Source organism: Mesorhizobium sp. M0830, from assembly GCF_040319965.1.
Classification (GTDB): domain Bacteria; phylum Pseudomonadota; class Alphaproteobacteria; order Rhizobiales; family Rhizobiaceae; genus Mesorhizobium.
The window spans coordinates 1-22397 of record NZ_JAMYOR010000044.1 but is presented as its reverse complement, the minus strand read 5'-3'; the positions used below and the strand labels follow the sequence as shown (position 1 = coordinate 22397).

Genomic DNA, 22397 nt, shown 5'->3' with positions numbered 1-22397 from the left:
AACGCGTCGCTTTGGGGATTGCCAACATCGATATGCCATGTCCGATATTCAATATGTTCGCCGCACAATTGAGGCTTTCCGTCGGCCAGCCAGGCTCGCGATAGCCAGCGCCAGGCACATCAGGCCGAGCGTGATCGGCAGCCCGCCGGCGCCCAGAATATCCATAGCGCCGCCCGCCAGCGGCGGCACGGCGATGCCGCCGACGCCCCACATCAAGGAGAATGCTGCGTTGCCGGCGACCAGTGTCGAGCCTGTGAAGCGCTCGCCGAGCTCGATGATCGACATCGTGTAGATGCCGTAGGAAACAGCACCCCAGACGAAAATCATCGGCCAGATCAGCGGCGCCTCGATGAGAAGCGGCAACAGCCCACAACCAAGCACCGTCAATGAAACACAGGCAAGCCGCACCAGGCGCGCGGAAAGCCTTTCCGCCAGAAGTCCGAGCGGCACCTGCATGGCGATGTTGCCGGCGATCATCACCGACAGCAGCGCCGACATGCGGGTCTCAGTGATGCCGTGATGAGTGCCATAGACCGGCAGCAGGGCCAGCGCGCCCTGTTCGAAACCGGCGGCCACGATGACGGCAAACAAAAGCAGCCACGCCAGCGGCACGAAACCGAGGACGGAAACCTGATGCCCGGCCTCGTCGACCTTGGGCAAGCGCGGCAGAACCGAGGCCAGGCAGATGCCGCACAGCACGAAGGCGAAAATGCCGACGAGGAATGGCGGCCAGCCCTCCGTGCCAACGGCAAGCAGGCAAAGCGGCCCGGCCGCGAAACCGGCCGAGATGATCGTCGAGTAAACGCCCATGACGCGACCGCGTCGCGCCGGCGGCGCCAGCGCGATCACCCAGATCTCGCTCAGCACGTAAAGCGGATTGGTGACGACGCCGATCAGGAAGCGCAGCGGAAACCAGAGATAAACATTCTGCGTCCAGCCGATAAGCGCCAGCACAACCGCGGAAAGCGCGGCACAAATGAGCGCCGTGCGCCCTGCCCCGAACCGCCGCGCCAGCGACGGGATCAATGGCGACGACACGATGAAGCCGATCGGCGTCATCGCCGCCGAAAGGCCGATCATCGCCGGAGAAACGTCCTGACGCTGCAAGATAAAGCTCAACAGCGGATAGGACAGTCCCTGGGCGATAGCGAACACAGATACGGTTGCGATCACGCCGGTGATACCAGCCCACTGCATCGTCTCGTCGTTCGATTCCGCCAGGTTCATTGTGCGCACCGCTATCGGGGTTGCAGGATTATCGATTGAGGCACGTGGTGGTAAGCCCCCGGAGGGCGAAAACCCCTTTGCTCCAGACAATGCCTGTCAGGAAGCGCGGCGCACGCGCGCACCGACCAGCCGCACCGCAGCCGGCACGAAGGAAGCCGCAGGATCAGCCCGAGCGACATCATCGCCGCCGACGAGCCGATCAGCGCCGGCGACATGCCTTGCTTCTGCGTCAGCAGCGTGAACAGCGGCGAGCTCAAACCTTGCGCCGCGCCGAACATGGCAAGTGCCGCGGTGACGCCGGCAAGCGCTGCCCACTGCGTTCCCACTTCGCCTTCGCTGGAGCCGGTCGCGACCATGCCGTCATCCGTGTGAAATGTGCTGGCCATCCGGCCGGCAAGCCCGACCGGCTACCGGTTCGATCCGGGGAAAGGAAGGGCCGGCCGGCGAAATCCGTTTGCGCCAACGGGCAACGCAATCGGGGCGATGTCGCGGCCGCGCAACTGCCGTTCCGGTATGTCGCTTCCCTAGCCCTAGTGGTCGCCGCCTCCGCAATGGCTGGACAGCCGCCGGTCCATTATGCCGCCCGCTACCGCATCCTATGAGGACCACCATGACCGCCGCCCTACAACCAGCAGAACCGGCATTGGCCAGCGATCGCGCCCGCCGCGGTGGCCGCGCCGGAAAGCGCGCCGGCGGCTCGGCCGCGTTCGAGCAGCCGGCTTTCCGCCAGCTGAAAAACCCGCTGACGCCAACCAGGCTGGTTTCGGACGACGAGCTGGAATCGATCCACCTCGCCTCTCTGCGCGTGCTGAAGGAAATCGGCGTCGACGTTCTGCATGACGAGGCCCGCCGCATCATGAAGGCACATGGCGCCAACGTGCGCGACGGCAGCGAGCGCGTGCGCTTCGACAGCGACATGATCCTGGATCTGGTGTCGCACTGCCCGTCGGAATTCACCATCCATGCCCGCAATCCGGCGCACAATGTGCGCTTCGGCGGCAACAACGTGATCATCTCGATGATGGCGTCGGCGCCCAATTGCTCCGACCTCGATCGTGGCCGCCGGCCCGGCAACCAGCAGGACTATCGCAACTTTCTAAAACTCGCACAGATGCACAACATCCTGAACTGCACGGGTGGCTATCCGGTCGAGCCGACCGATATCCATCCGTCCGTGCGCCACCTCGAATGCATCCGCGATCTCAGCGTGCTCACCGACAAGGTGTTCCACATCTATTCGCTCGGCAAGGAGCGCAATGTCGACGGCATCGAGATCGCCAGGATCGCGCGCGGCATCAGCCAAGAGCAGCTGCTCGAAGAGCCGTCCGTCTTCACCATCATCAACACCAATTCGCCGCTCAAGCTCGATGTGCCGATGATGGAAGGCATCATCCAGATGTCGAGCAAGGGCCAGGTCGTCGTCGTGACGCCGTTCACCCTGTCGGGTGCCATGGCGCCGGTCACCATCGCCGGCGCGCTGGTGCAGCAGAACGCCGAAGCACTGTCCGGCATCGCCTTCGCCCAGATGGTGCGCAAGGGTGCGCCGGTCGGCTATGGCGGCTTCACCTCCAATGTCGACATGAAGTCCGGTTCACCGGCCTTCGGCACGCCGGAATACATGAAGGCGCAGCTCGTCGGCGGCCAGCTTGCCCGCCGCTACAACATCCCCTACCGCACCTCCAACACCTGCGCCGCCAACACGGTCGACGCCCAGGCGGCTTATGAAAGCGTGTTCTCGCTGTGGGGTGCCATCCAGGGCGGCGGCAATCTGATGATGCATGCCGCAGGCTGGCTCGAGGGCGGCCTGCGCTGCTCCTACGAGAAGACCATTCTCGACATAGACCTGCTGCAGATGGTGGCCGAATTCCTGACCCCGCTCGACCTTTCCGACGAGGCGCTTGGCTTCGATGCCATCCAGTCGGTCGGTCCCGGCGGCCATTTCTTCGGCACCCAGCACACGCAGGACCGCTACAAGACCGCCTTCTACTCGCCGATCCTGTCCGACTGGCGCAATTACGAGACCTGGGCGGAAGCCGGCTCGCCGACGGCGCTCGAAAAGGCCAACAAGATCTGGAAGGAACGGCTCGCGTCCTACGAAGAGCCCTACATGGACCCGGCGGTCCGCGAGGAACTCAACGCTTTTGTCGCCAAGCGCCGGTCCGAGGGCGGCGCCCCGACCGATTTTTGATCGTCTGTGTTGTTGATGAACAGTCGACCCCCACTCCGTCGAGCTGCGCTCGACACCTCTCCCCCGATCGACGGGGCAGAGGAAGGGCGCACGCCGCTCTCACTCGATTCATTCCCTTCAAAAACGGACCTATCTAGATGAAATCTCACGTTAAAGCGGTTGTCATCGGCGGCGGCGTCGTCGGCTGCTCGGTTCTCTATCACCTGGCCAAGACCGGCTGGACCGACATCATGCTGATCGAGCGCTCGGAGCTTACCTCCGGCTCGTCCTGGCACGCCGCGGGCGGCTTCCACACGCTGAACGGCGATCCCAACGTCGCCAAGCTGCAGGCCTATACGGTGCAGCTCTACAAGGAGATCGAGGAAATATCCGGCCAGTCCTGCTCGCTGCATCTGACCGGCGGCGTGATGCTGGCCGATACGCCCGAACGCATGGACTTCCTGCGCCTTGCCCACGCCAAGGGCCGCTATCTCGGCATGGACACCGAGCTGATCACTCCGTCCGAAGCCAAGGCGATGTTCCCGCTGATGGACGAGACCAATTTCGTCGGCGCCATGTGGGACCCGGTCGAAGGCCATCTCGACCCTTCCGGCACCACGATCGCTTATTCCAAGGCGGCCAAGAAGCTCGGCGCCGAGATCGTGCTGCGCAACCGCGTCGTCGAACTGACGCAGGAGGTCGACGGCACCTGGAACGTCGTCACCGAACAGGGCACGGTGAAAGCCGAGCATGTCGTAAATTGCGGTGGCCTGTGGGCGCGCGAGATCGGCCGCATGGTCGGCGTCGAACTGCCGGTGCTGGCCATGGAGCATATGTATCTCTTGACCGAGCCGATGCCGGAGGTCGAGGAATTCAACAAATCGACCGGCCGCGAGATGATCGGCGTGCTCGACTTCAAGGGCGAGATCTACACGCGCCAGGAGCGCAACGGTATCCTGCTCGGCACGTATGAGAAGGCCTGCAAGCCGTGGTCGCCGGTCAACACGCCGTGGGATTTCGGCCACGAATTGCTGCCGCCCGACCTCGACCGCATCGCGCCGTCGCTGGAAATCGGCTTCAAGCATTTCCCCGGCATCGAGAAGGCCGGCATCAAGCAGATCATCAACGGCCCCTTCACCTTCGCGCTCGACGGCAACCCGCTGGTCGGCCCGGTGCAGGGCCTGACCAATTTCTGGTGCGCCTGCGCCGTCATGGCCGGCTTCAGCCAGGGCGGCGGCGTCGGCTTGGCCCTGTCGAACTGGATGGTGCATGGCGATCCCGGCTTCGACGTTTGGGGCATGGATGTCACCCGCTTCGGCGAATGGGCCGGGCTGCGCTACACCAACGCCAAGGTGCGCGAAAATTATTCGCGCCGCTTCTCCATCCGCTTCCCAAATGAAGAACTCCCGGCCGCACGCCCGGCGCAGACGACGCCGCTCTACGACACCATGCTGGCCAACAACGCCGTCATGGGCGACTCCTGGGGTCTCGAGACACCGCTCTGGTTCGCACCGAAAGGCGAGGAGCCCAGGGATATCGTCTCCTTCCATCGCTCCAACGATTTTGGGCCGATCGGCGAGGAAGTGCGCGCCACGCGTGAGCGCGTCGGCGTCACCGAGATCGCCAACTTCGCCAAATACGAAGTGTCGGGACCGGCGGCGGAGGACTTCCTCAACCGGCTGATGACCAACCGCATGCCGAAGACCGGCCGCATCGTGCTGTCGCCCATGCTCAACGAATTCGGCAAGCTGATCGGCGACTTCACCATCGCCAAGGCGGCTGAAGACCGCTTCATGATCTGGGGCTCGTCGGCGGCGCAGAAATACCACATGCGTTGGTTCGAGAAGCATTTGCCGAAGGACAGGTCGGTGCGTATCCACCGCTTCGACCAGACGCTGGTCGGCCTGTCGATCGCCGGACCGAAATCGCGGGATTTGCTACAGAAGCTGGTCGATGTCGACATCTCGACCAAATCCTTCCGCTTCATGGATTTCCGCGAGATGGCGGTCGGCGGCGCGCCGTGCCTGGTCAACCGCATCACCTACACCGGCGATCTCGGCTATGAGATCTGGATGGCGCCGGCCTACCAACGCCTCGTCTATCATCAGATCAAGGATGCCGGCGAGGAATTCGGCCTCGTCGATTTCGGTATGCGCGCTCTGCTCTCCATGCGCCTGGAAAAGAATTTTCCGACTTGGTTCCGCGAGTTGCGGCCGATCTACGGACCGTTCGAAGGCGCGATGGACCGCTTCATCAAGCTGGAGAAAAACGACTTCATCGGCCGCGAGGCAGCCACCAAGGAACAGGCGGAAGGACCGAAACTGCGCCGCGTCTCCTTCGTCGTCGATGCCGCCGATGCTGATGTCATGGGCGACGAGCCGATCTGGGCCAAGGTCAGCAAGGATTACGGCACGGTTGAAAAGCCGCATGGCTATGGCGCGCCGCGTTTCGACAAGGGCGGCAAGGAAATACGCGGCTCCAAGGCTGCCGAAGGTGCGTCCGCCGTGCGCGGCATCGTCGACGGCGACTGGCGCGTGGTCGGCTGGGTCACCTCAGGCGGCTATGCTCATTATGTCCAGAAGTCGATGGCGCAGGGCTATGTGCCGGCGGCTCTTGCCGAGGACGAAAGTGCCGGATTGTTCGAGATCGAGATCCTGGGACACCGGCGCCCGGCCCGCATCAATGTCGAAGCACCATTCGATCCGAGCGGCGAGAAGATGCGGACCTGAGGTTCGACCATGGACAGCGCGGGGCCAAAGGGCAGCTTTGGCCGGCATCGCAAGATCATGCCGTTCGAGCCGGGCTCGATCGAGGCGCAGCGCGACGCCTCCCGGCAGAAGGCGGCGGCGCTCAACCAGCATGTGCTGGGCTATGGCGCGCAGGCGGAGGCTGAATGGGCTGCGGCAGGCATTGCGGCTCCCGATCTGCCTGCCATGCGCCAATACCGGCTGGAGCGTATCCGCGCCGAGTTGAGGCGCCGCGGCTATGCCGGTGCCCTGCTCTACGACCCCGTCAACATCCGCTACGCGACGGACTCCACCAACATGCAGTCGTGGGTGGCGCACAATCCGACGCGGCATTGCTTCGTTGCAACCGACGGACCGGTGGTGCTGTTCGACTATTTCTCCTGCGAACACCTCTCCGACCATTCCGGCATCGTCGACGAGGTTCGCCCCGCTGTGTCGTGGATGTACCTCTATAGCGGCGAGCTTACGGAGCAAAAGGTCCGCCGCTGGGCCGCCGGCATCGCCGATCTGGTTAGGGAACATGGCGGCGCCAACAGCCGCATCGCAGTCGACCACATCAACCCTGAAGGCGTCGAGGAACTGGCGCGCCTTGGTGTTTCGATCGGCAATGGCGAGGCGGTGATGGAGAATGCGCGGCTGATCAAGTCGCCGGACGAAATCCTTGCCATGCGCCGCGCTATCGTCGCCTGCGAGGCGGCAATGGGCGAGATGGAACGGGCTCTGAAGCCTGGCATTTCCGAAAACGAGCTATGGGCGGAACTGCATCGCGGCAACATTGCGCGTGGGGGCGAATGGATCGAGACACGGCTGCTGACGTCGGGTCCGCGCACCAATCCGTGGTTCCAGGAATGCTCGTCACGCAAGATTGTATCAGGCGATCTCGTCGCCTTCGACACCGACCTGATCGGTCCCTACGGCTTTTGCGCCGACCTGTCGCGCACATGGCTGTGCGGCGATGCAAAGCCGACCGACGAGCAGCGCGAGCTGTTTCGCATCGCCGCCGGCCAGATCGCGCACAACATAGCGCTGATGCAGCCCGGCATCTCGTTCCGCGACCTCGTCGAACGCTCGGCGGTGCCGCCGGGAGACTGCTTCCCGACGCGCTATGGCGTGCTCTATCACGGCGTCGGCCTGGCCGATGAATACCCGACCTTGCCGCATGCCAGTGACTGGACTGCCGATACGCCCGATGGCGTTCTGGAACCCGGAATGGTGCTGTGTGTGGAAAGCTATATCGGCAGGCTTGGCGGGCACGAAGGCGTCAAGATCGAGGAGCAGATCCTCGTCACCGAGACCGGCAACGAGCAGCTCTCAACCTACCCGCTTGACGAGCGGCTGCTCGGTTAGGCCGACAAGAGCTTCGCGCAGTGCGGTCACCGTCTTTTCCGGTGTCGTTGCGGCGGTGATGTAAGGCAGGCCCTTGCGCCGTCCCGTCCAACCAACGACCCTTACGTTTTTAGCTGCCGGCTCGAAGCGCTGCGCCAGCACCCAGCTCTCGCAGTCGATGGCCGCGACATCGGCCTTGCCCTCTGCAATTGCGACGATCGAGGAACGGTGCCCGCCGCTTTTGCTGCGCGAGGCAAAGAGGTCGAGGCTCTCGCCCATCGCCTCCAGGTCGCGCGTCAGTCCGATCAGGCCGGACATGGAATCGAGATTGTTGAAGGTGAAGCGCTTGCCACGGATCCGATCGAGCGGGATCAGCGGGCCGCCGTCAGCTGGCGAGGCAACCGATGGCGCGCCATCCGCCAGCATGACGATGGCGCTGGAGTAGAGCTCGCCCTGCCCGCCTTCATAGCCGTCGTAGCTCGGCTGGCCGATCACCTGCACATGCCTGGACAGGCCAAGCTCCATCGGCCCCCAGCAGGTCTGCGCGAACAGTAGCGCCGGGTGCAGCCACAGTCTGTGAAAATCGAGTTCGTCCGGCGGCAATGTCGCCGGGTCGGACGCGATCAGTGCTCCCTGGGCATCGTGAATGCCGCCCGGCATCGGCGGCAGGTCACCATTGCGGCGCACGATGGTTTCCGGCGCGTCGATGGCCTTTTGCCGGAATGCATCGCGCAATCCCGCCCATTGAGCGTCGATCTGGGCGCGCACTTCAGGCCAATCATACATCGGCAACGCCGCAACCAATTCACTCATGACCGAATCTGACCACTATGTCTGGACTGAAGGGAACCGATCCCAGCCAGTCAAGCAGGCAGCACCTGCCTGCCGCAAAACTCATTCCTTGGGCGGCTCGGCGGGAACCGGCGCGCTGCCAAGCCCGCTGATGCTGCGCGCCCTTACGCGCGGCTTGAACGCCCTGCCGGGCTCCGCCTGGCGCCGCAGCACCGGGTGCACGACCGGCTCCTTCGCCTTGAAGGCATAGGCCTTGATCAGCGCGAAATAGTTTGGATAGGCATAGCCATTGTTCATCCGCAGCCACTCGTCGCGACGGTCGCGAAACAGCTTTGGAAGCTGGTACCAGGCTACTGTCGGGCTCTTGTGGTGGATGAAATGCAGATTGTTGTTGAGGAACAGGAACGACAGCGGCGAGCGCTCGACGATCACCGTGCGGCCCTCCGGGTGTTCCGACCATTGATGCTCGGCAAACGTACGGATCGAAATCAGCGACTGGCCGAGCCATACCGGCACCAGAATGTAAAGCCACAGCGGAATGCCGAAGCCGAACTGGACGATCGGCACCACGACGGCAAGCCCGATCGCGTGCAGCAGCCAAGCTCTGCGGATCGCCTTGTCGCCGGCGATCATCTGCTTGGCGTCGTCGATGAAGAAACCGATGCAGGACAGCCAGGGGCCGAGCACCAGACGGCCGGTCATGGTGTTGTTGATCCTGAGCAGAGATTTCATCGTCGGCGGCAGCTCTTCATGCTGCCACAGCGCCTGATAATAGCTTTCCGGATCGTCCAACGGGTCAGTCAGCCGCTCGTCGGCATGGTGGCGCAGATGTATGGTCTTGAACCGTCGGAATGGCCAGACCAGGCCGATCGGCAGGAAGACGAAGGCTTCGTTGACCCGCGCGTTGCGCGTCGGATGACCGTGCAGCACTTCGTGCATGATCGAGGATTGCAGTGCGGCGGTGAAGGCCAGGACGGCGAGCGCGGGGATGGGGTACGATGGCCAGAGCAGAAAACCGGCGGCTAGCCATGTTGCGTAACAGAAGAAAGCGAGAGCCACTGTCGGCCATTCGATAGCCGGTATGCTTTGTCGCCTGATGCTCTTGCCCGTCATCCTATCGACCACTGCCCCTCAGTCGCCGGAACCCCAACTGGTTCCTGACAGCATTGTGTCAGGAGAAATGATTCGACTCAACGCGACAAAGTGCACAAGCTGTTGCGATTGCGCATTTTTGACTGCATGTGTTACACATTGTAAACAAGATTGGGGATTCATTTACGCCTAGGGAGCGCTCGAAGACGCTTCGGCGCAAATTTTTCCTCAATCGGACCGGAGCACCGATATGGACAAGCGTGATCTGTCGACCATCTTTCGCGAACGCCTGAAAATGCTCTTGACACGCTCCGACCTCAATCAGTCGGCTTTCGCGACGGCGGTCGGCATCGATCGCTCGGCGCTCTCGCAGCTGCTGTCGGGCGCCTCGACCCGCCTGCCACGCGCCGAGACGCTGCTCAACATCGCCGCCGAGTTCAAGGTGTCGCTCGACTGGCTTCTCGGCCTCAGCCAGGACGAGGGCCTCACCGGCGAAATCCGCGAGAGCCTCGAGATCGAGGAGGCACCCGATGGATTCGATCGCACGCTGCTGGCCAAATGGCATGCCGAGGCCGCCGGCACCAAGATCCGCTACGTGCCAGCCGGCATTCCCGATCTCCTGCGCACCGAGGCGCTGGTCGAGTACGAAGCGGGCATCACCAACAAGAGCCGCCTGGCGCAGGCCGGCGAAACGCAATACCGCATCGACTACAACAGGCGGCCGGAAACCGACATGGAAGTCTGCATGCCGCGCCATACGCTGGAGATATTCGCACGCGGGCTGGGCGTCTGGGATCGTTTCCCGGAAGCCGATCGGCGCGCCCAGCTGCTGCACATGGCGACCCTGCTCGACGATCTCTATCCGGCATTCCGGCTGTTTCTCTATGACGGGCGGATGCGCTATTCGATCCCCTACACCATCTTCGGGCCCTATCGCGCCGCCATTTATGTCGGTGACATGTATCTGGTGCTCAACGCCACGCAGCCGATCCAGACGCTGATCCAGCATTTCGACAATCTGATCCGCGCCGCCGACATCAACGCGCACGAGGCGGCAGGCTTTGCGCACAGACTGGCCGGCATGTCGTTCCCATCAGGCACTGTCTGAGCCTCGGGATTATGATTCCATGGGCGGACTGGATCCTGCCGTCACTGCTATTTCATTGACTGCACATAAAGACTTCTTTATATCCTTATTCGAATTCGAAACATGAGAGCCAATCCGATGACGACCACCAACCCGATCGATGCGCTGTTGGCTGAAAAGGGTGTGCTGCTCGCCGATGGCGCCACCGGCACCAATCTGTTCGCCATGGGGCTCGAGGCCGGTGAGGCGCCCGAGCTGCTGAACGAGACGGCGCCCGACACCATCACAAGCCTGCACCAGAGTTTCATCGATGCCGGCGCCGACATCATCCTGACCAACTCCTTCGGCGGCACTCGTCATCGCTTGAAGCTGCACCATGCGCAGGACCGCGCGCATGCGCTGAACAAGCGCGCGGCCGAACTCGCCCGTGCCGTCGCCGACAAGGCCGGCCGCAAGGTGATCGTAGCCGGCTCGGTCGGCCCGACCGGCGAATTGCTGGTGCCGCTTGGTGCCATGACCTATGACGAGGCGGTCGACGCCTTCGCCGAGCAGATCGAGGGCCTCAAGGCCGGTGGCGCCGAAGTTGCCTGGATCGAGACGATGTCGGCTCCCGACGAGATCCGCGCCGCCGCCGAAGCTGCCATACGCGTCGGCCTGCCCTACACCTACACCGGGTCCTTCGACACCGCCGGCCGCACCATGATGGGCCTGCTGCCAAAGGATATCCACGGCGTCACCGACGGCTTGTCGGAAGCGCCGCTCGGCGTTGGTGCCAATTGCGGCGTCGGCGCATCCGACATCCTGGCCTCGCTGCTCGACATGACCGAGGCGAAGCCGGAGGCGACGGTCATCGTCAAGGGCAATTGTGGTATTCCTGAATTCCGCGGCACCGAAATCCATTATTCCGGCACGCCCGAACTGATGGCCGATTATGTCAGGCTCGCCGTCGATGGCGGCGCCAAAATCATAGGCGGCTGCTGCGGCACCTCGTTCCAGCACCTTGCCGCGATGCGCAAGGCGCTCGACGCCCACACCAAGGCGGATCGTCCGACGGTTACCGCAATCGTCGAGCGCATCGGTCCGATGCGTAACAAGGTGGCGACGGAAAACACCGCCGAGACCAGCGAAGCCCGCCGCGAGCGCCGCCGCAGCCGCGCCTGATCCTGTGGGTCTTTTACTCGCTGTTGTCGGCGTAGCTCGACTGCGCCGACTTGAAATCGACCAAACTGTCGCTGCGCATCGTCATCAGCGCGCCGGATGAAGTCGGATCGGTGATCTGCTCCAGCATGATGCGGAAGCGGTCGTTGTTCAGCGCCGACATGGCGGTGTGGCGCGCCTGCGCGACATCGTCGCCGATGCGCCTGGATTCGGATGACGGGGCAGATGGAACCGCCGAGGCGTCCTGTGTCGGCGGTATCGAGTTGGCGATAGTCCTGATCTGCAATTCCGGCTCCTCAAGCCCCGTAGACCTATCCCGTTTAGCAAGGTGGACGTTGCGATCCGGTACCGGAAATGCTGCGCAATTTAACGACCCCGGAAACTTCCCAAAAAAAGAGGCCGGCAAGGGAATGAACCCCTCACCGGCCTGCCTCACCCGCCCGTTGGTCGGTTCCCCTGTCGGAACGATCCCGTCTGAAGAAACCGGCCGTTATCACCACTACCGGTTACCGCCCAGCGCCGAGGCAAGGCGCACAAGCGAGAGGAACTCGGACCTGTACCCAAACGGGTCGGCTCCTCGAGCGGCAGTGGCGATCTCCATGATCTTGTCGTAACCGAACTTCGCGGTCGCATCCTCGTCGCGCAGCTTCTGGCCGAAGGCGGCAACGGCGACGGAGAAGCGCTGGTCGGTGCTGGCCTGGTCGAAGGACGAAATCTCGTTGGCCGAGGTCACCGGCGTGGTGATCAGCTTCGAGACGTCTTCATTGGGCAGCTTGTAGCGTATCTTGACGAAGGCATATTCGTCCGCATTGGCAACGCCGCCATTGTCCACTGACGCCTGGCCATAGCGCAGCGGATCGATCTGCTCGCCACCGCTGCCTTTCGGCGTGATCTCGTAGATCGCGGTGACGGAATGGCCCGAACCGATATCGCCGGCATCGACGCGGTCATTGTTGAAATCCTCGCGGTTCAACGCCCGGGTCTCATAGCCGATCAGGCGATATTCCGAGACCTTGTTCGGGTTGAACTCGACCTGGATCTTCACATCCTTGGCGATGGTGAACAGCGTCGAGGAGGCATCCTCGACTAGCACTTTCTCGGCCTCGGCCAGTGTGTCGATATAGGCGGCGGTGCCGTTGCCGTTCTGGGCGATGGTCTGCATCATCTGGTCGTTCAGATTGCCGCGGCCGAAACCGAACACCGACAGGAAGACACCGGTCTTGCGCTCGCTCTCGATCCGCCGCTTCAGATCATCGTCGTCGCTCTGGCCGACATTGAAGTCGCCGTCGGTGGCCAACATCACCCGGTTGACGCCATCCTTGACGAAGGATTTTTGCGCCAGCCTGTAAGCTTCCTTGATGCCCGCCTCGCCGGCGGTGCTACCACCGGGCGTCAAATTGTCGATGGCACTGAGTATCTTGTCCTTTTCGGACGCCTTGGTCGGCTCCAGGACTGTGCCCGCATCACCGGCATAGGTGACGATTGAGATGGTGTCGTCGGCCTTCAGCTTGCTGACCAGCAGCCGGAAAGCCGACTTGAGCAGCGGCAGCTTGTCCGGCTCGTCCATCGAGCCCGAGACATCGATCAGGAAGACCAGATTGGCCTTCGGCTGCTCGGTCGGCTTGACGTCAAACCCCTTGATGGCGACATGCATCAGCCTGGTGTGTGTGTTCCACGGCGTCGGCATCACGCTGACGGTCGCGTTGAACGGCGTCGACGCTGACTCCGGTCCCTTCCAGTCATACGGGAAGTAGTTGATCATCTCCTCGACGCGCACCGTATCGGCCTGCGGCAGGGTGCCCTGCTTCAGCGAGCTGCGCACGAAGGAATAGGAGGCTGTGTCGACGTCGATCGAGAAGGTAGAGACCGGATCCTCGAGCGCGGCATGCACCGGATTGGTCTTGAAATCCTCGATGCGGTCGCGGTTCTCTTCCTGTGGCGCCAGCTGGTCGGCCGGCATGGTGGCGGGTTGCTGCGGCGCCACCAGCTTGGATTCGGCCTGGATACGGGCGGCACGCGACGTGCCATCGGCCTTTGGAGATGGCATAAGGCCCGTCACCACTCTGCCAGACGGCGCGGCTCGGCTATCCAGTGCGAACTCGCCCGTCGGGGCTGGCGCCGGAGGTGCAATGTTCATCTTTCCAGCGTTAGCGGCGTCCTGGCGGGGAGCGCCCGTCGCCGATTCCTGCTGTGTCGCACCGCCGGTAACGGTCGATTCGGATTTCGGCGGCGAAGCCGGCGCCACAAGCGCATCGGTCGCGTCGCGGCTTTCCACATCGGCGTCGGTCTTCTTGTCTTTCTCCAACTCGGTGCGAGCCGGCTTCGGCTCGGCCAACGGCTTCACGATCGCCGGTTTGTCGGCCAGTGTCTCGCTGATCTTCTCGTCGCCGCCGAATTTAGGCGGCTGTTCCCTCAGCAGATGGAAGGTGGCGTATCCGGCGATCGGCAGGGCGACGAGCCCTGCAAGGGCCGGCGTGGCAATGAGTTTCTTTTGCATGATCTCGCTCCAGAGCTTTTGTGCTCGCTCTGTGAGACGAAGCCCGCCAACCGATCCTTGGGTGACGGCAGAAATATTTTCCTGATCGTATGCGCGCAGGGCGGCTTCAAAGGCCCGAGCCTTTGCGCTCTCGCCCGGCGCCGGCGCCGCGATATCGCGCAGTCTGTTGAGTTCGTTGTCGTCGACCATGGTCACACTTCCCCGGCCGAGTGCATCAGCGTCTTCAGCCGTTTCTTCGCTTCATGGATGTGCCAGGAAACCGTCGTCTCCGAGATCGCCATCGCCTCGGCGGCGGCCGCGTGGCTCAACCCTTCGCCATAGACCAGCAGCACCGCGTCGCGTTGCTTGTCCGGCAGCCGCCTGACCGCCGCCCACAACGCCTCGGCCGGGTCTTCCGGTTCGACCGAAGCCGCGCCCGAGATCAGCGCGTGAACGCCATAGGCCTCTGTCTTGGCCATGTCGCGCGCGGTCTTTCGCATCATGTCGCGCGCGGCGTTCATCGTCACGGAATAGAGCCATGTCGTGAAGGCGCCGCCGCCGCGATAATCGCGGATCGCCTTGCCCAACCGCACGCAGACTTCCTGGGCGATGTCTTCGGCGTCCGCCTTCCTGCCGCACCAGCGATAGGCGGCGCGATAGACGAAGTCATAGTGCCTTTCCAGCAATGTGCCGAAGGCCCCCCTATCTCCGCCCTGCGCCCGCCCGATCAGTTCGGCGTCGGAGGCTTCGCTTTCATCCAGCATCATCGCCATCATTTGCCTGTTGGACGAAGGCTAATGGCGATTCCTTTGGGCAATGGAAAGATTTTTTGGAAACAGCCGGATCGTGATCATCAACGCCCGCTTGACACATCCATATCTCGGCGGTTATACGTTAAATCAATAGCTGGTGAGTTATCAATCCAATGACGAACGCTCACGATGTCCTCTTCAGAACGCTCTCCGATCCGACGCGTCGGGCGATCTTCGAGCGCCTGTGCCGCGAGGGTGAACAGACGGTGGGGGCGTTGACGGCTCAATCCGGCGTGTCACAGCCGGCGGTGTCGAAGCATCTCGGTCTGCTCAGGCAGGCCGGGCTGGTGCGCGATCGCCATGAGGGACGGCAGACCCATTATAGCGCCCAGCTCGCAGCGCTTTCCCCACTGACCGATTGGACGAACCAGATGAACGCGTTCTGGCAGAGCCGGTTCGATGACCTCGAAAATTTGCTCAAAAGAATGGACCAATGACCAACACTGCAACCGAAACGCGCTCCGTCGTCGTCGAACGCGAGATACCTTATCCGGCGGAAAAGATCTGGCGCGCGCTCACCCAACCGCATCTGATCGAGGAGTGGCTGATGAAGAACAACTTCAAGCCAGTCGTGGACCACCGTTTCAATCTCAGCGCGGACTGGGGCGGCGTCACCTGTCAGGTCCAGACGGTCGAGCCGAACAAAACGCTGTCCTACACTTGGGACACCAAGGATTTCGAGAGCGTGGTCACCTGGACGCTTACCGCTACGAGCAACGGGACCCATCTGCGCATGGAGCAGACGGGCTTCCGGTCGGATCAGCAGCCTTACTTCCGCGGCGCCACGGTAGGCTGGCAAAGGTTCCTTACTGCCCTGGAGGATGTGCTGGCGCGGCTGGATTGAAACCGCCGGCAAGTGGATCGCTGGTCCGCTTCGGCTCGTCTGACGGAGGTCTCATTGGACTGGAACAAATGGATCCGGCAAATTCATCGCTGGCTGTCGATCATCTTTACGCTGACTGTCATCGCCAACTTCGTCACCATGGCATTCGGGCAGCCTCCCGCTTGGGTGGTCTATTCACCACTGTTGCCACTCTTCCTGCTGCTGTTCAGCGGTCTGTACATGTTCGTGCTGCCCTATGCCGCCAACCGCGCGCAGCATGCGGGCGGATAGGAGTGGCAGAATGGCCAAGACGCCGGGACAATCGACCAAGGCCAGCGCCGCACCGGTCCTGCTGTCGGGCGGCAACCCGCAGATAGCCAAAGGCGACGGCGACACCCCGGTGCAGGCATACATCGCCGCAATGCCGGGCTGGAAGCGCGGCCTAGGCGAGCGCCTCGACGCACTCATCCAGCGCAACGTGCCTGACGTGCGCAAGGCCGTGCGATGGAACTCGCCATTCTACGGCATCGAGGGCCAGGGCTGGTTCGTGTCGTTCCATGTCTTCACCCATTACGTGAAGGTGACCTTCTTCAGCGGCATGTCGTTGCAGCCGATCCCGCCCGGCGGCACGGCAAAGAGCAAGGATGTGCGCTGGATCGACATCCGCGAAGACCAGTTCGACGAGGCGCGGATGGCGGACTGGGTGAAACAAGCCGCGGCCCTGCCCGGCTGGATCCCGCAGCGACCGAATACGACAGAGGAGAAAGAGCGATGAAGATCAAGCTGACCAGCGTCTACGTGGACAACCAGGAAAATGCACTGCGCTTCTATACCGACGTGCTCGGCTTTATCAAGAAAGCCGATTTCAGCAATGGGCCCTATCGCTGGCTGACCGTTGCATCTGCCGAAGAACCCGACGGGACCGAGCTGCAGCTCGCGCTCAATGACAACCCGGCCGCCAAGGCCTATCAGGAAGCCATCTTCAAACAGAGCCAGCCCGCGGTTATGTTCTTCACCGACGACGTCAAGGGCGACCATGAGCGCATCAAGGCGAAGGGCGCAGCATTCACGATGGCGCCGACCGAGGTCACGGGTTCAACGATCGCCCAGCTGAACGACGGCTGTGGTAACCTCGTTCAGATCACCCAGCTGGCGCGCTGGTAAGGCGGCAATTGAAAACGCGTCAAAGCGCAGGAAGGCACACAATGAGCCCATCCGAACAGATCGACCAGCTGATCGCCGGCCTCACTGACTGGCGCGGCGAGACGCTCGCCGGCATCCGCAAGACCATCCTTGCAGCCAACCCGGACATCGTCGAGGAGTGGAAGTGGATGGGGAGCCCCGTATGGTGCCTCGACGGGAACATCTTGGTCGGCAACGCGCACGAGGATAAGGTGAAGCTCACCTTTTCCCATGGCGCCAGCCTGCCCGATCCAGACAAGCTGTTCAACAACGGTTTTGGCGGCAAGGTGTGGCGGGCAATCGACATCTTTGAGGGCGATAAGCTCGATGAGGATGCCCTGAAAGAGCTCGTCCGTGCCGCCATCGACTACAACCAGGCCAAAAAGAAGACGAAGGCGCCGGTGGCTACTGGCGCGAAGCCACAGAAGTAAAACTACCAAGCCCGTCGTGGATCGGCGCTTTCGACCCTAAGCTGCCTGCCCCGCCACCCAGCCAGACGACCATGCCCACTGGAAATTATAGCCACCCAGCCAGCCCGTGACATCGACGACTTCGCCGATGAAGAACAGGCCCGGCACGGATTTCGCCTGCATCGTCCTCTGGTCGAGTCCGTTGGTGTCGACCCCGCCCAGCGTCACTTCGGCGGTGCGGTAGCCTTCTGAACCGGCCGGCTTGATGCGCCATTCATTGGCCGCGGCGGCGACGGTTTTGATCTGGGCGTCAGAAAGATCGGCGAGGTTACCGTCGAGCCCGGTTCGCTCAGCGATCGACTGCGCAAGCCGCTTCGGCAGATGATTTGCCAGCACTGTCTGCACCGCTTGCCGTCCATTGCCGCGCTTGGCGGCGCGAATGAGGTCCGCCACATCGACTCCCGGCAGCATGGCGATACGGATTTCATCGCCCTCGCGCCAATAGGACGAGATCTGCAGGATGGACGGTCCGCTGACGCCGCGATGCGTGAACAGCATCGCTTCAGCGAACCGCGTGCTGCCGCAGGCGACTTCCGCGTCGACGGCGTTGCCAGCCAGGGGCGCCAACCGCTCGAGCGTGTTGGCGTCGAAGGTCAGCGGTACCAGCGCCGGCCGCGTTTCGACAACAGCAAGGCCAAACCGTTCCGCAAGCTCATAGCCGAAACCGGTCGCCCCCATCTTGGGGATCGACTTGCCGCCACAGGCCACAACAACGGACTGGCAAGTGACCGTGCCCGTGGAGAGGGCGAGCATAAACCCCTCGGCGGTTTTGCGGACATCCTCAACCTTGGTCGACAGTGCCAGCTCCACGCCCCTGCCCTGCATTTCCGAGACCAGCATGTCGATGATCTGGCGTGCGGAGCCGTCGCAGAACAACTGCCCAAGCGTCTTCTCGTGATAGGCGACGCGGTGGCGTTCGACGAGGGCGATGAAGTCGCGCTGCGTGTAGCGGCTGAGCGCCGAAATGCAAAAATGTGGATTGCCCGAGAGAAAATTCTTCGGGCTGGCATGGATGTTGGTGAAATTGCACCGGCCGCCGCCGGAAATGCGGATCTTTTCACCAGGCATTGCCGCGTGATCGAGGATCAGCACCGAACGGCCGCGCTTGGCCGTCTCCACGGCGCACATCATTCCGGCGGCACCGGCGCCGATGATCACGACATCAAAGGATTGCATCAGCTATTCGTTCCCGCTCGACCCGCTCACATGGGGTAGCGCCATTTGTGCTGCCTGATACAGCGAACGAGACGGGCAGCCAACAGGCAAGAACAGCCGCGGAAGAGCAGAGCTAGTAGGCGCCGCCTGGGTACGGCGGCGGCAAGGTGAAAATCATCTGCCGCCGCCGCTCGTTCTTCGTCCCATCGGTCGTGCGGTCGTAATCGCATGGCGCGCAGTGCGATCTGTGCGATCAATGGAATAGGCCACGTCGCAATGACGGTGCGCGCAGATAGTCATCTTCTGACCTGGCAGTGAATCCCGACATTAGACGAGCGTCTCGGCGAAGAACTCCGTCAATCGCTTCCAGTGGTGCTCCGCACCTGCGGCATTGAAAGCGCTATGGTCGGGCACACACCAGCCATGCGCCACGCCGACGTAGTTCTCGATGAGGTAGTCGACGTCCGCCACCCTGAGCGCCTCGGCCAGTCGTGCCGACTGTTCCGGCGGGAAACTTCTGTCGGTACCCGACATGCCGACATAGACCCGCGCCTTGATAGAGGCTGCCTTGCGATGCGGGCTGTCGGCGGCATCGCTGGCCAGATTGCCGCCGTGGAAGCTCGCCGCGGCCCTTATCCTGTCCGGATAGGTCGCGGCGGCATTCAGTGCCCGGCCGCCACCCATGCAATAGCCAACGGTGCCGATGCGTCCAGTGATGCCTTCAGCAGCCAGAGCGTCGAGGAATGCACCGCTGTCGCGGATGGTCATCTCCTGCGTCGTACCACTGACCAGCGCCGTCAGCGCTGCCTTGGTGTTTTCCTCGACGAAGGCGGTCTTGGCGTCGAACGGCCCGTAAGGCGCATTTCGGTAGAACAGGTCCGGCACCAGCACTGCATAACCTTCATTGCCAGCCGCTCGGCCATGCTGACGAGCGCCGGCCGCGGACCGAAAGCGTCCTGATAAAGAATGACGCCGGCCTTGGTCGAAGATGCCTTTGCCGAACGGAAAAGCCCTGCCTTGGCAACGCCATCCCTGGTCTCGATGTGAAGGTGTTGTTTCGTCATCGCCCGGCTCCGTTCGGTTGTCGTGCGATACATATCCGGCCAAGCCGATACGGCAAGGCGCTCTCTAAACCTGGTAGTCAACATATCGTGCGGGATTGGGTGTCGGCCTACAGCCCCGCGAATGCCGCCATGTGGAAGACTTGAACTTCCGCGGGATAGCGATAGGCCGTGGCATAGGGACAGGCATTGCGATCGAGGCAGCCGCCGGCACGGCACGGTTCGCCGTCCGCCCCTCGTACATGCGCCAAGCAGGACTGATAGGCGAATCCTTGCGGGGAATAAGCAGCGACCGGACAGGATTTTAGGCAGGGCTTTTCGACACAGGTATCGCAAAGGTGGGGCGCTGCCTCGGCGGCCCGAACCGGAAGCTCGTCCTCGAACAGCAGCGCGCCGCGATAGGCGTGCCAGAGCCCGTATTGCGGATGCATGAGGATACCGAGCGGTGAAGGCTTCAGCCCCTCCGCTCGCATCGCCCATTGCTGGAACGGCAGGTAAGGCTTGTCGGAAGGCGAAACGGCGCGCGCCCCGAATGTCTTCGCCACGGCACCGATCATTTCGCGCGACCAGCTGTCGAGCGGATTGGCGATTTTCTGCGGTTGCTGTTCGCGCCAACGCATGAAATGCGGCCAGGGAGCGGCACCCGCCTGCCCCACCAGCAGAATGGCTCTGGCCGGCGCGCCCGATGATCCCGTTGGCGAGGCTTCGCCAGGCGCAAAATTGAAACCGCCGCGAAGAACGAGGCCGTTGGCGAGAAACGCCCCAGCGATGCTGTCAACGCTGCAGGCAGGCGTAGTCATTCCTTTTTGACCGGATCGGAGAAAGCGCTCCGCCAGACTTCCTTGTGGATGATGTTGGCGACTTTAGCCCCGCCTGACTCGGGCTCCTTTCAAGTGAAGGCGTCGGGCATCGATCCCTTCTTCTTGGCTATGAAGTCTTTCAAGGCTTCGTCGATGCTCGGATCGAGATGCGGCGCCTCGTAGCTCTCCAGCCAGCGGCGGGCAAGCTCGTTGGCGCGCTGCGGTGCGGTCTTCTCGCCTTCGGCCAGCCACTGCTCATAGGAATTGTTGTCGGCGATATTGGAGCGGTAGAAGGCGGTCTGGAAATTGGCCTGGGTGTGGTCGCAGCCGAGATAGTGGCTGCCTGGCCCGACCTGGCGGATCGCATCCATCGCCTGGCCGTTTTCCGAAAGATCGATGCCCTCGGAGAATTTCTGCGTCATCCCGAGCTGGTCGATGTCCATCATGAATTTTTCGTAGCAGGAGGCGAGCCCGCCCTCGAGCCAGCCGGCAGAGTGCAGCACGAAATTGGTGCCGGCCAGGATGGTTGAGTTCAGCGTGTTGGCGCTTTCATAGGCTGCCTGAGCATCCGGAACCTTCGACGCGCAGAGCGAGCCGCCGGTGCGGAACGGCAGGCCGAGACGGCGCGCCAGCTGTGCCGCACCATAGGAAACCAGCGACGGCTCCGGCGTGCCGAAGGTCGGTGCGCCCGACTGCATCGAGATGGATGACGCGAAGGTGCCGAACAGCACCGGCGCGCCCGGCCGGATCAGCTGCGTGAACGATGCACCGGCCAGCACCTCGGCCAGAACCTGCGTCAGCGTGCCGGCCACCGTCACCGGGCTCATCGCGCCCGCAAGGATGAACGGGGTGACGATGCAGGCCTGGTTGTGGCGCGCATAGACTTTCAGCGCGCCGAGCATGGTCTCGTCGAACACCATCGGCGAGTTGGCGTTGATCAGGCTGGTCAGCACCGTGTTGTTCTCAACGAAATCGTCGCCGAACACGATCTTGGCCATGGCGACGGTGTCTTCGGCGCGCTCCGGCGCGGTCACCGAACCCATGAATGGCTTGTCGGAATATTTGATGTGGCTGTAGATCATGTCGAGATGGCGTTTGTTGACCGGCACGTCGACCGGCTCGCACACAGTGCCGCCCGAATGGTGGATCGACGGCGCCATATAGGCGAGCTTCACGAAATTCCGGAAATCCTCGATCGTCGCGTAACGCCTGACACCATCGAGGTCACGCACGAAGGGCGGACCGTAGACCGGCGCGAAGACCGTGGCATTGCCGCCGATCTGCACCGAGCGCTCGGAATTGCGGGCGTGCTGGGTGTAGACGGACGGTGCGGTCTTGAGCAGCGAACGACAAAGCCCTTTCGGAAAGTGGACGCGCTCGCCCTTGACGTCGGCGCCTGCCTCTTTCCAGAGCTGCAGCGCTTCGGCGTCATCGCGGAAGATGATGCCGATCTCCTCGAGCACCGTGTCGGTGTTCTTCTCGATCAGCGCCAGGCCTTCCTCATCCAGCACCTCGTAGATGTTGATCTTGCGCTTGATGTAGGTGAGCTGGGTGCCGGGGCCACCGCCCGAACGTGCTGCGCGCCGGGCTGCAGCACCGCCGCTAGCGCCGCGCCCGCGTCGCGCGTTTGACGCTTCCTGATCGACTGCCGCGTGTTCGCTCATGGTCGTTCTTCCCTGAATTTGTTCTTGTCTGGAATCCGTAGCGACTGCCTCTCGCCGCTTCCTGCCAGATCGTAGCCATGCACCCTATTCGAAACGGCCCGCCAGCGCCAACGCCTGTCGCAAAATCGACAAGAATTGCAAGAGATTTGCGGTCGCTTTCCTTTTGCGGGAAGTCGCAAATCAGCTATGGATACATGCCCCTAGCGGGTTAGGAATGACCGTGAATATTTGGTGCCTTGCGACGCAGTCGCGATGCCGGCAGGAGTTCGATACAAATGTCCGACGACGAGATCATCCTTTCCGAACTTTCCGACGACGAGTTGGTGCAGCAGATGCACGACGATCTCTATGACGGGCT

At 62.6% G+C, this 22397-nt stretch carries 21 protein-coding genes and 2 pseudogenes; 12 read left to right on the top strand and 11 right to left on the bottom strand.

Translation table 11 applies throughout. From position 1 onward, the window contains the following. Window positions 1–48: 48 nt before the first annotated feature. Together NKI20_RS23125 and NKI20_RS33785 are read right to left on the bottom strand one after the other, a co-directional pair. Window positions 49–1227 carry an MFS transporter gene (locus NKI20_RS23125; protein WP_352834663.1) on the bottom strand — a complete coding sequence of 393 codons (1179 nt, stop codon included), beginning with the start codon at window positions 1225–1227 and terminating at the stop codon, window positions 49–51. A gap of 11 nt (window positions 1228–1238) precedes the next feature. Beyond that, window positions 1239–1613 carry a hypothetical protein gene (locus tag NKI20_RS33785; RefSeq protein WP_502898151.1) on the bottom strand — a complete coding sequence of 125 codons (375 nt, stop codon included), beginning with the start codon at window positions 1611–1613 and terminating at the stop codon, window positions 1239–1241. Window positions 1614–1837: 224 nt separating this feature from the next. On the opposite strand from NKI20_RS33785, the gene NKI20_RS23115 reads away from it, so the two are divergent. From NKI20_RS23115 to NKI20_RS23105, 3 genes are all read left to right on the top strand, one after another. Beyond that, window positions 1838–3415, top strand: coding sequence for a trimethylamine methyltransferase family protein (locus tag NKI20_RS23115; RefSeq protein ID WP_352834660.1), 1578 nt, complete (start codon window positions 1838–1840; stop codon window positions 3413–3415). 137 nt (window positions 3416–3552) lie between these two features. Then, complete coding sequence (locus NKI20_RS23110) at window positions 3553–6123, top strand: GcvT family protein (RefSeq protein ID WP_352834656.1); 2571 nt, start codon at window positions 3553–3555, stop codon at window positions 6121–6123. Between the two features lie 9 nt (window positions 6124–6132). Beyond that, entirely contained in the window at window positions 6133–7488 is a 1356-nt protein-coding gene (locus NKI20_RS23105) for a M24 family metallopeptidase (RefSeq protein ID WP_352834652.1), read from the top strand. Here NKI20_RS23105 and NKI20_RS23100 read toward each other — a convergent pair. Further along, complete coding sequence (locus NKI20_RS23100) at window positions 7453–8280, bottom strand: phosphate/phosphite/phosphonate ABC transporter substrate-binding protein (protein ID WP_352834648.1); 828 nt, start codon at window positions 8278–8280, stop codon at window positions 7453–7455. The two genes, NKI20_RS23105 and NKI20_RS23100, sit on opposite strands and share 36 nt — an antisense overlap. 81 nt (window positions 8281–8361) lie before the next feature. Further along, window positions 8362–9372: a fatty acid desaturase gene (locus NKI20_RS23095; RefSeq protein ID WP_352834645.1), complete on the bottom strand. Its 1011-nt coding sequence runs from the start codon at window positions 9370–9372 to the stop codon at window positions 8362–8364. Between the two features lie 229 nt (window positions 9373–9601). Between NKI20_RS23095 and NKI20_RS23090 the strand changes: the two genes are divergently transcribed. Both NKI20_RS23090 and bmt read left to right on the top strand, forming a co-directional pair. Next, entirely contained in the window at window positions 9602–10459 is an 858-nt protein-coding gene (locus NKI20_RS23090; RefSeq protein ID WP_023757729.1) for a helix-turn-helix domain-containing protein, read from the top strand. 117 nt (window positions 10460–10576) lie between these two features. After that, complete coding sequence (gene bmt, locus NKI20_RS23085) at window positions 10577–11599, top strand: betaine--homocysteine S-methyltransferase (protein ID WP_352834641.1); 1023 nt, start codon at window positions 10577–10579, stop codon at window positions 11597–11599. A gap of 13 nt (window positions 11600–11612) precedes the next feature. Here the strand turns inward: bmt and NKI20_RS23080 are convergent, their stop codons facing one another. From NKI20_RS23080 to NKI20_RS23070, 3 genes are all read right to left on the bottom strand, one after another. Further along, window positions 11613–11882 (bottom strand): hypothetical protein, encoded by a 270-nt coding sequence (locus NKI20_RS23080; RefSeq protein WP_352602792.1) that lies wholly within the window; start codon window positions 11880–11882, stop codon window positions 11613–11615. Window positions 11883–12095: 213 nt separating this feature from the next. Continuing rightward, window positions 12096–14282: a vWA domain-containing protein gene (locus tag NKI20_RS23075; protein WP_352602794.1), complete on the bottom strand. Its 2187-nt coding sequence runs from the start codon at window positions 14280–14282 to the stop codon at window positions 12096–12098. Window positions 14283–14284: 2 nt separating this feature from the next. Continuing rightward, on the bottom strand, window positions 14285–14845 hold the full coding sequence (locus NKI20_RS23070; protein ID WP_352602796.1) for an RNA polymerase sigma factor: 561 nt from the start codon (window positions 14843–14845) through the stop codon (window positions 14285–14287). A 152-nt stretch (window positions 14846–14997) separates the two neighbouring features. Between NKI20_RS23070 and NKI20_RS23065 the strand changes: the two genes are divergently transcribed. The 6 genes from NKI20_RS23065 to NKI20_RS23040 are packed head-to-tail and all read left to right on the top strand — an operon-like array spanning window position 14998 to window position 17320. Beyond that, window positions 14998–15321, top strand: a complete 324-nt coding sequence (locus tag NKI20_RS23065) for an ArsR/SmtB family transcription factor (protein WP_023757734.1) — start codon at window positions 14998–15000, stop codon at window positions 15319–15321. Next, complete coding sequence (locus tag NKI20_RS23060) at window positions 15318–15728, top strand: SRPBCC family protein (RefSeq protein ID WP_352834636.1); 411 nt, start codon at window positions 15318–15320, stop codon at window positions 15726–15728. The genes NKI20_RS23065 and NKI20_RS23060 overlap by 4 nt, the downstream gene beginning before the upstream one ends. Window positions 15729–15782: 54 nt before the next feature. Next, window positions 15783–15998, top strand: a complete 216-nt coding sequence (locus tag NKI20_RS23055; protein ID WP_023757736.1) for a hypothetical protein — start codon at window positions 15783–15785, stop codon at window positions 15996–15998. Window positions 15999–16008: 10 nt separating this feature from the next. Further along, complete coding sequence (locus tag NKI20_RS23050) at window positions 16009–16482, top strand: DUF1801 domain-containing protein (RefSeq protein ID WP_352602800.1); 474 nt, start codon at window positions 16009–16011, stop codon at window positions 16480–16482. Continuing rightward, window positions 16479–16871 carry a VOC family protein gene (locus NKI20_RS23045; protein WP_023757738.1) on the top strand — a complete coding sequence of 131 codons (393 nt, stop codon included), beginning with the start codon at window positions 16479–16481 and terminating at the stop codon, window positions 16869–16871. Before NKI20_RS23050 ends, NKI20_RS23045 begins: the two co-directional genes overlap by 4 nt. A gap of 41 nt (window positions 16872–16912) precedes the next feature. Continuing rightward, the gene (locus NKI20_RS23040; protein WP_352834631.1) at window positions 16913–17320 is read left to right on the top strand and encodes a DUF1801 domain-containing protein; all 408 of its coding nucleotides are present in this window, start codon (window positions 16913–16915) and stop codon (window positions 17318–17320) included. Window positions 17321–17356: 36 nt separating this feature from the next. Here NKI20_RS23040 and NKI20_RS23035 read toward each other — a convergent pair whose 3' ends face one another. From NKI20_RS23035 to NKI20_RS23020, 4 genes and pseudogenes are all read right to left on the bottom strand, one after another. Continuing rightward, a complete protein-coding gene (locus NKI20_RS23035; RefSeq protein WP_352602804.1) occupies window positions 17357–18535 on the bottom strand; it encodes a BaiN/RdsA family NAD(P)/FAD-dependent oxidoreductase in 1179 nt (392 codons plus the stop codon). Between the two features lie 306 nt (window positions 18536–18841). Continuing rightward, window positions 18842–19578: pseudogene (locus NKI20_RS23030) on the bottom strand (dienelactone hydrolase family protein). 107 nt (window positions 19579–19685) lie between these two features. Continuing rightward, on the bottom strand, window positions 19686–20375 hold the full coding sequence (locus NKI20_RS23025; protein ID WP_352834626.1) for a hypothetical protein: 690 nt from the start codon (window positions 20373–20375) through the stop codon (window positions 19686–19688). An 89-nt stretch (window positions 20376–20464) separates the two neighbouring features. Beyond that, window positions 20465–22039 (bottom strand): trimethylamine methyltransferase family protein, encoded by a 1575-nt coding sequence (locus tag NKI20_RS23020; protein WP_352602810.1) that lies wholly within the window; start codon window positions 22037–22039, stop codon window positions 20465–20467. 275 nt (window positions 22040–22314) lie between these two features. Between NKI20_RS23020 and NKI20_RS23015 the strand changes: the two are divergent. After that, window positions 22315–22397, top strand: a pseudogene (locus NKI20_RS23015) (cobalamin-binding protein); the annotation flags it as partial.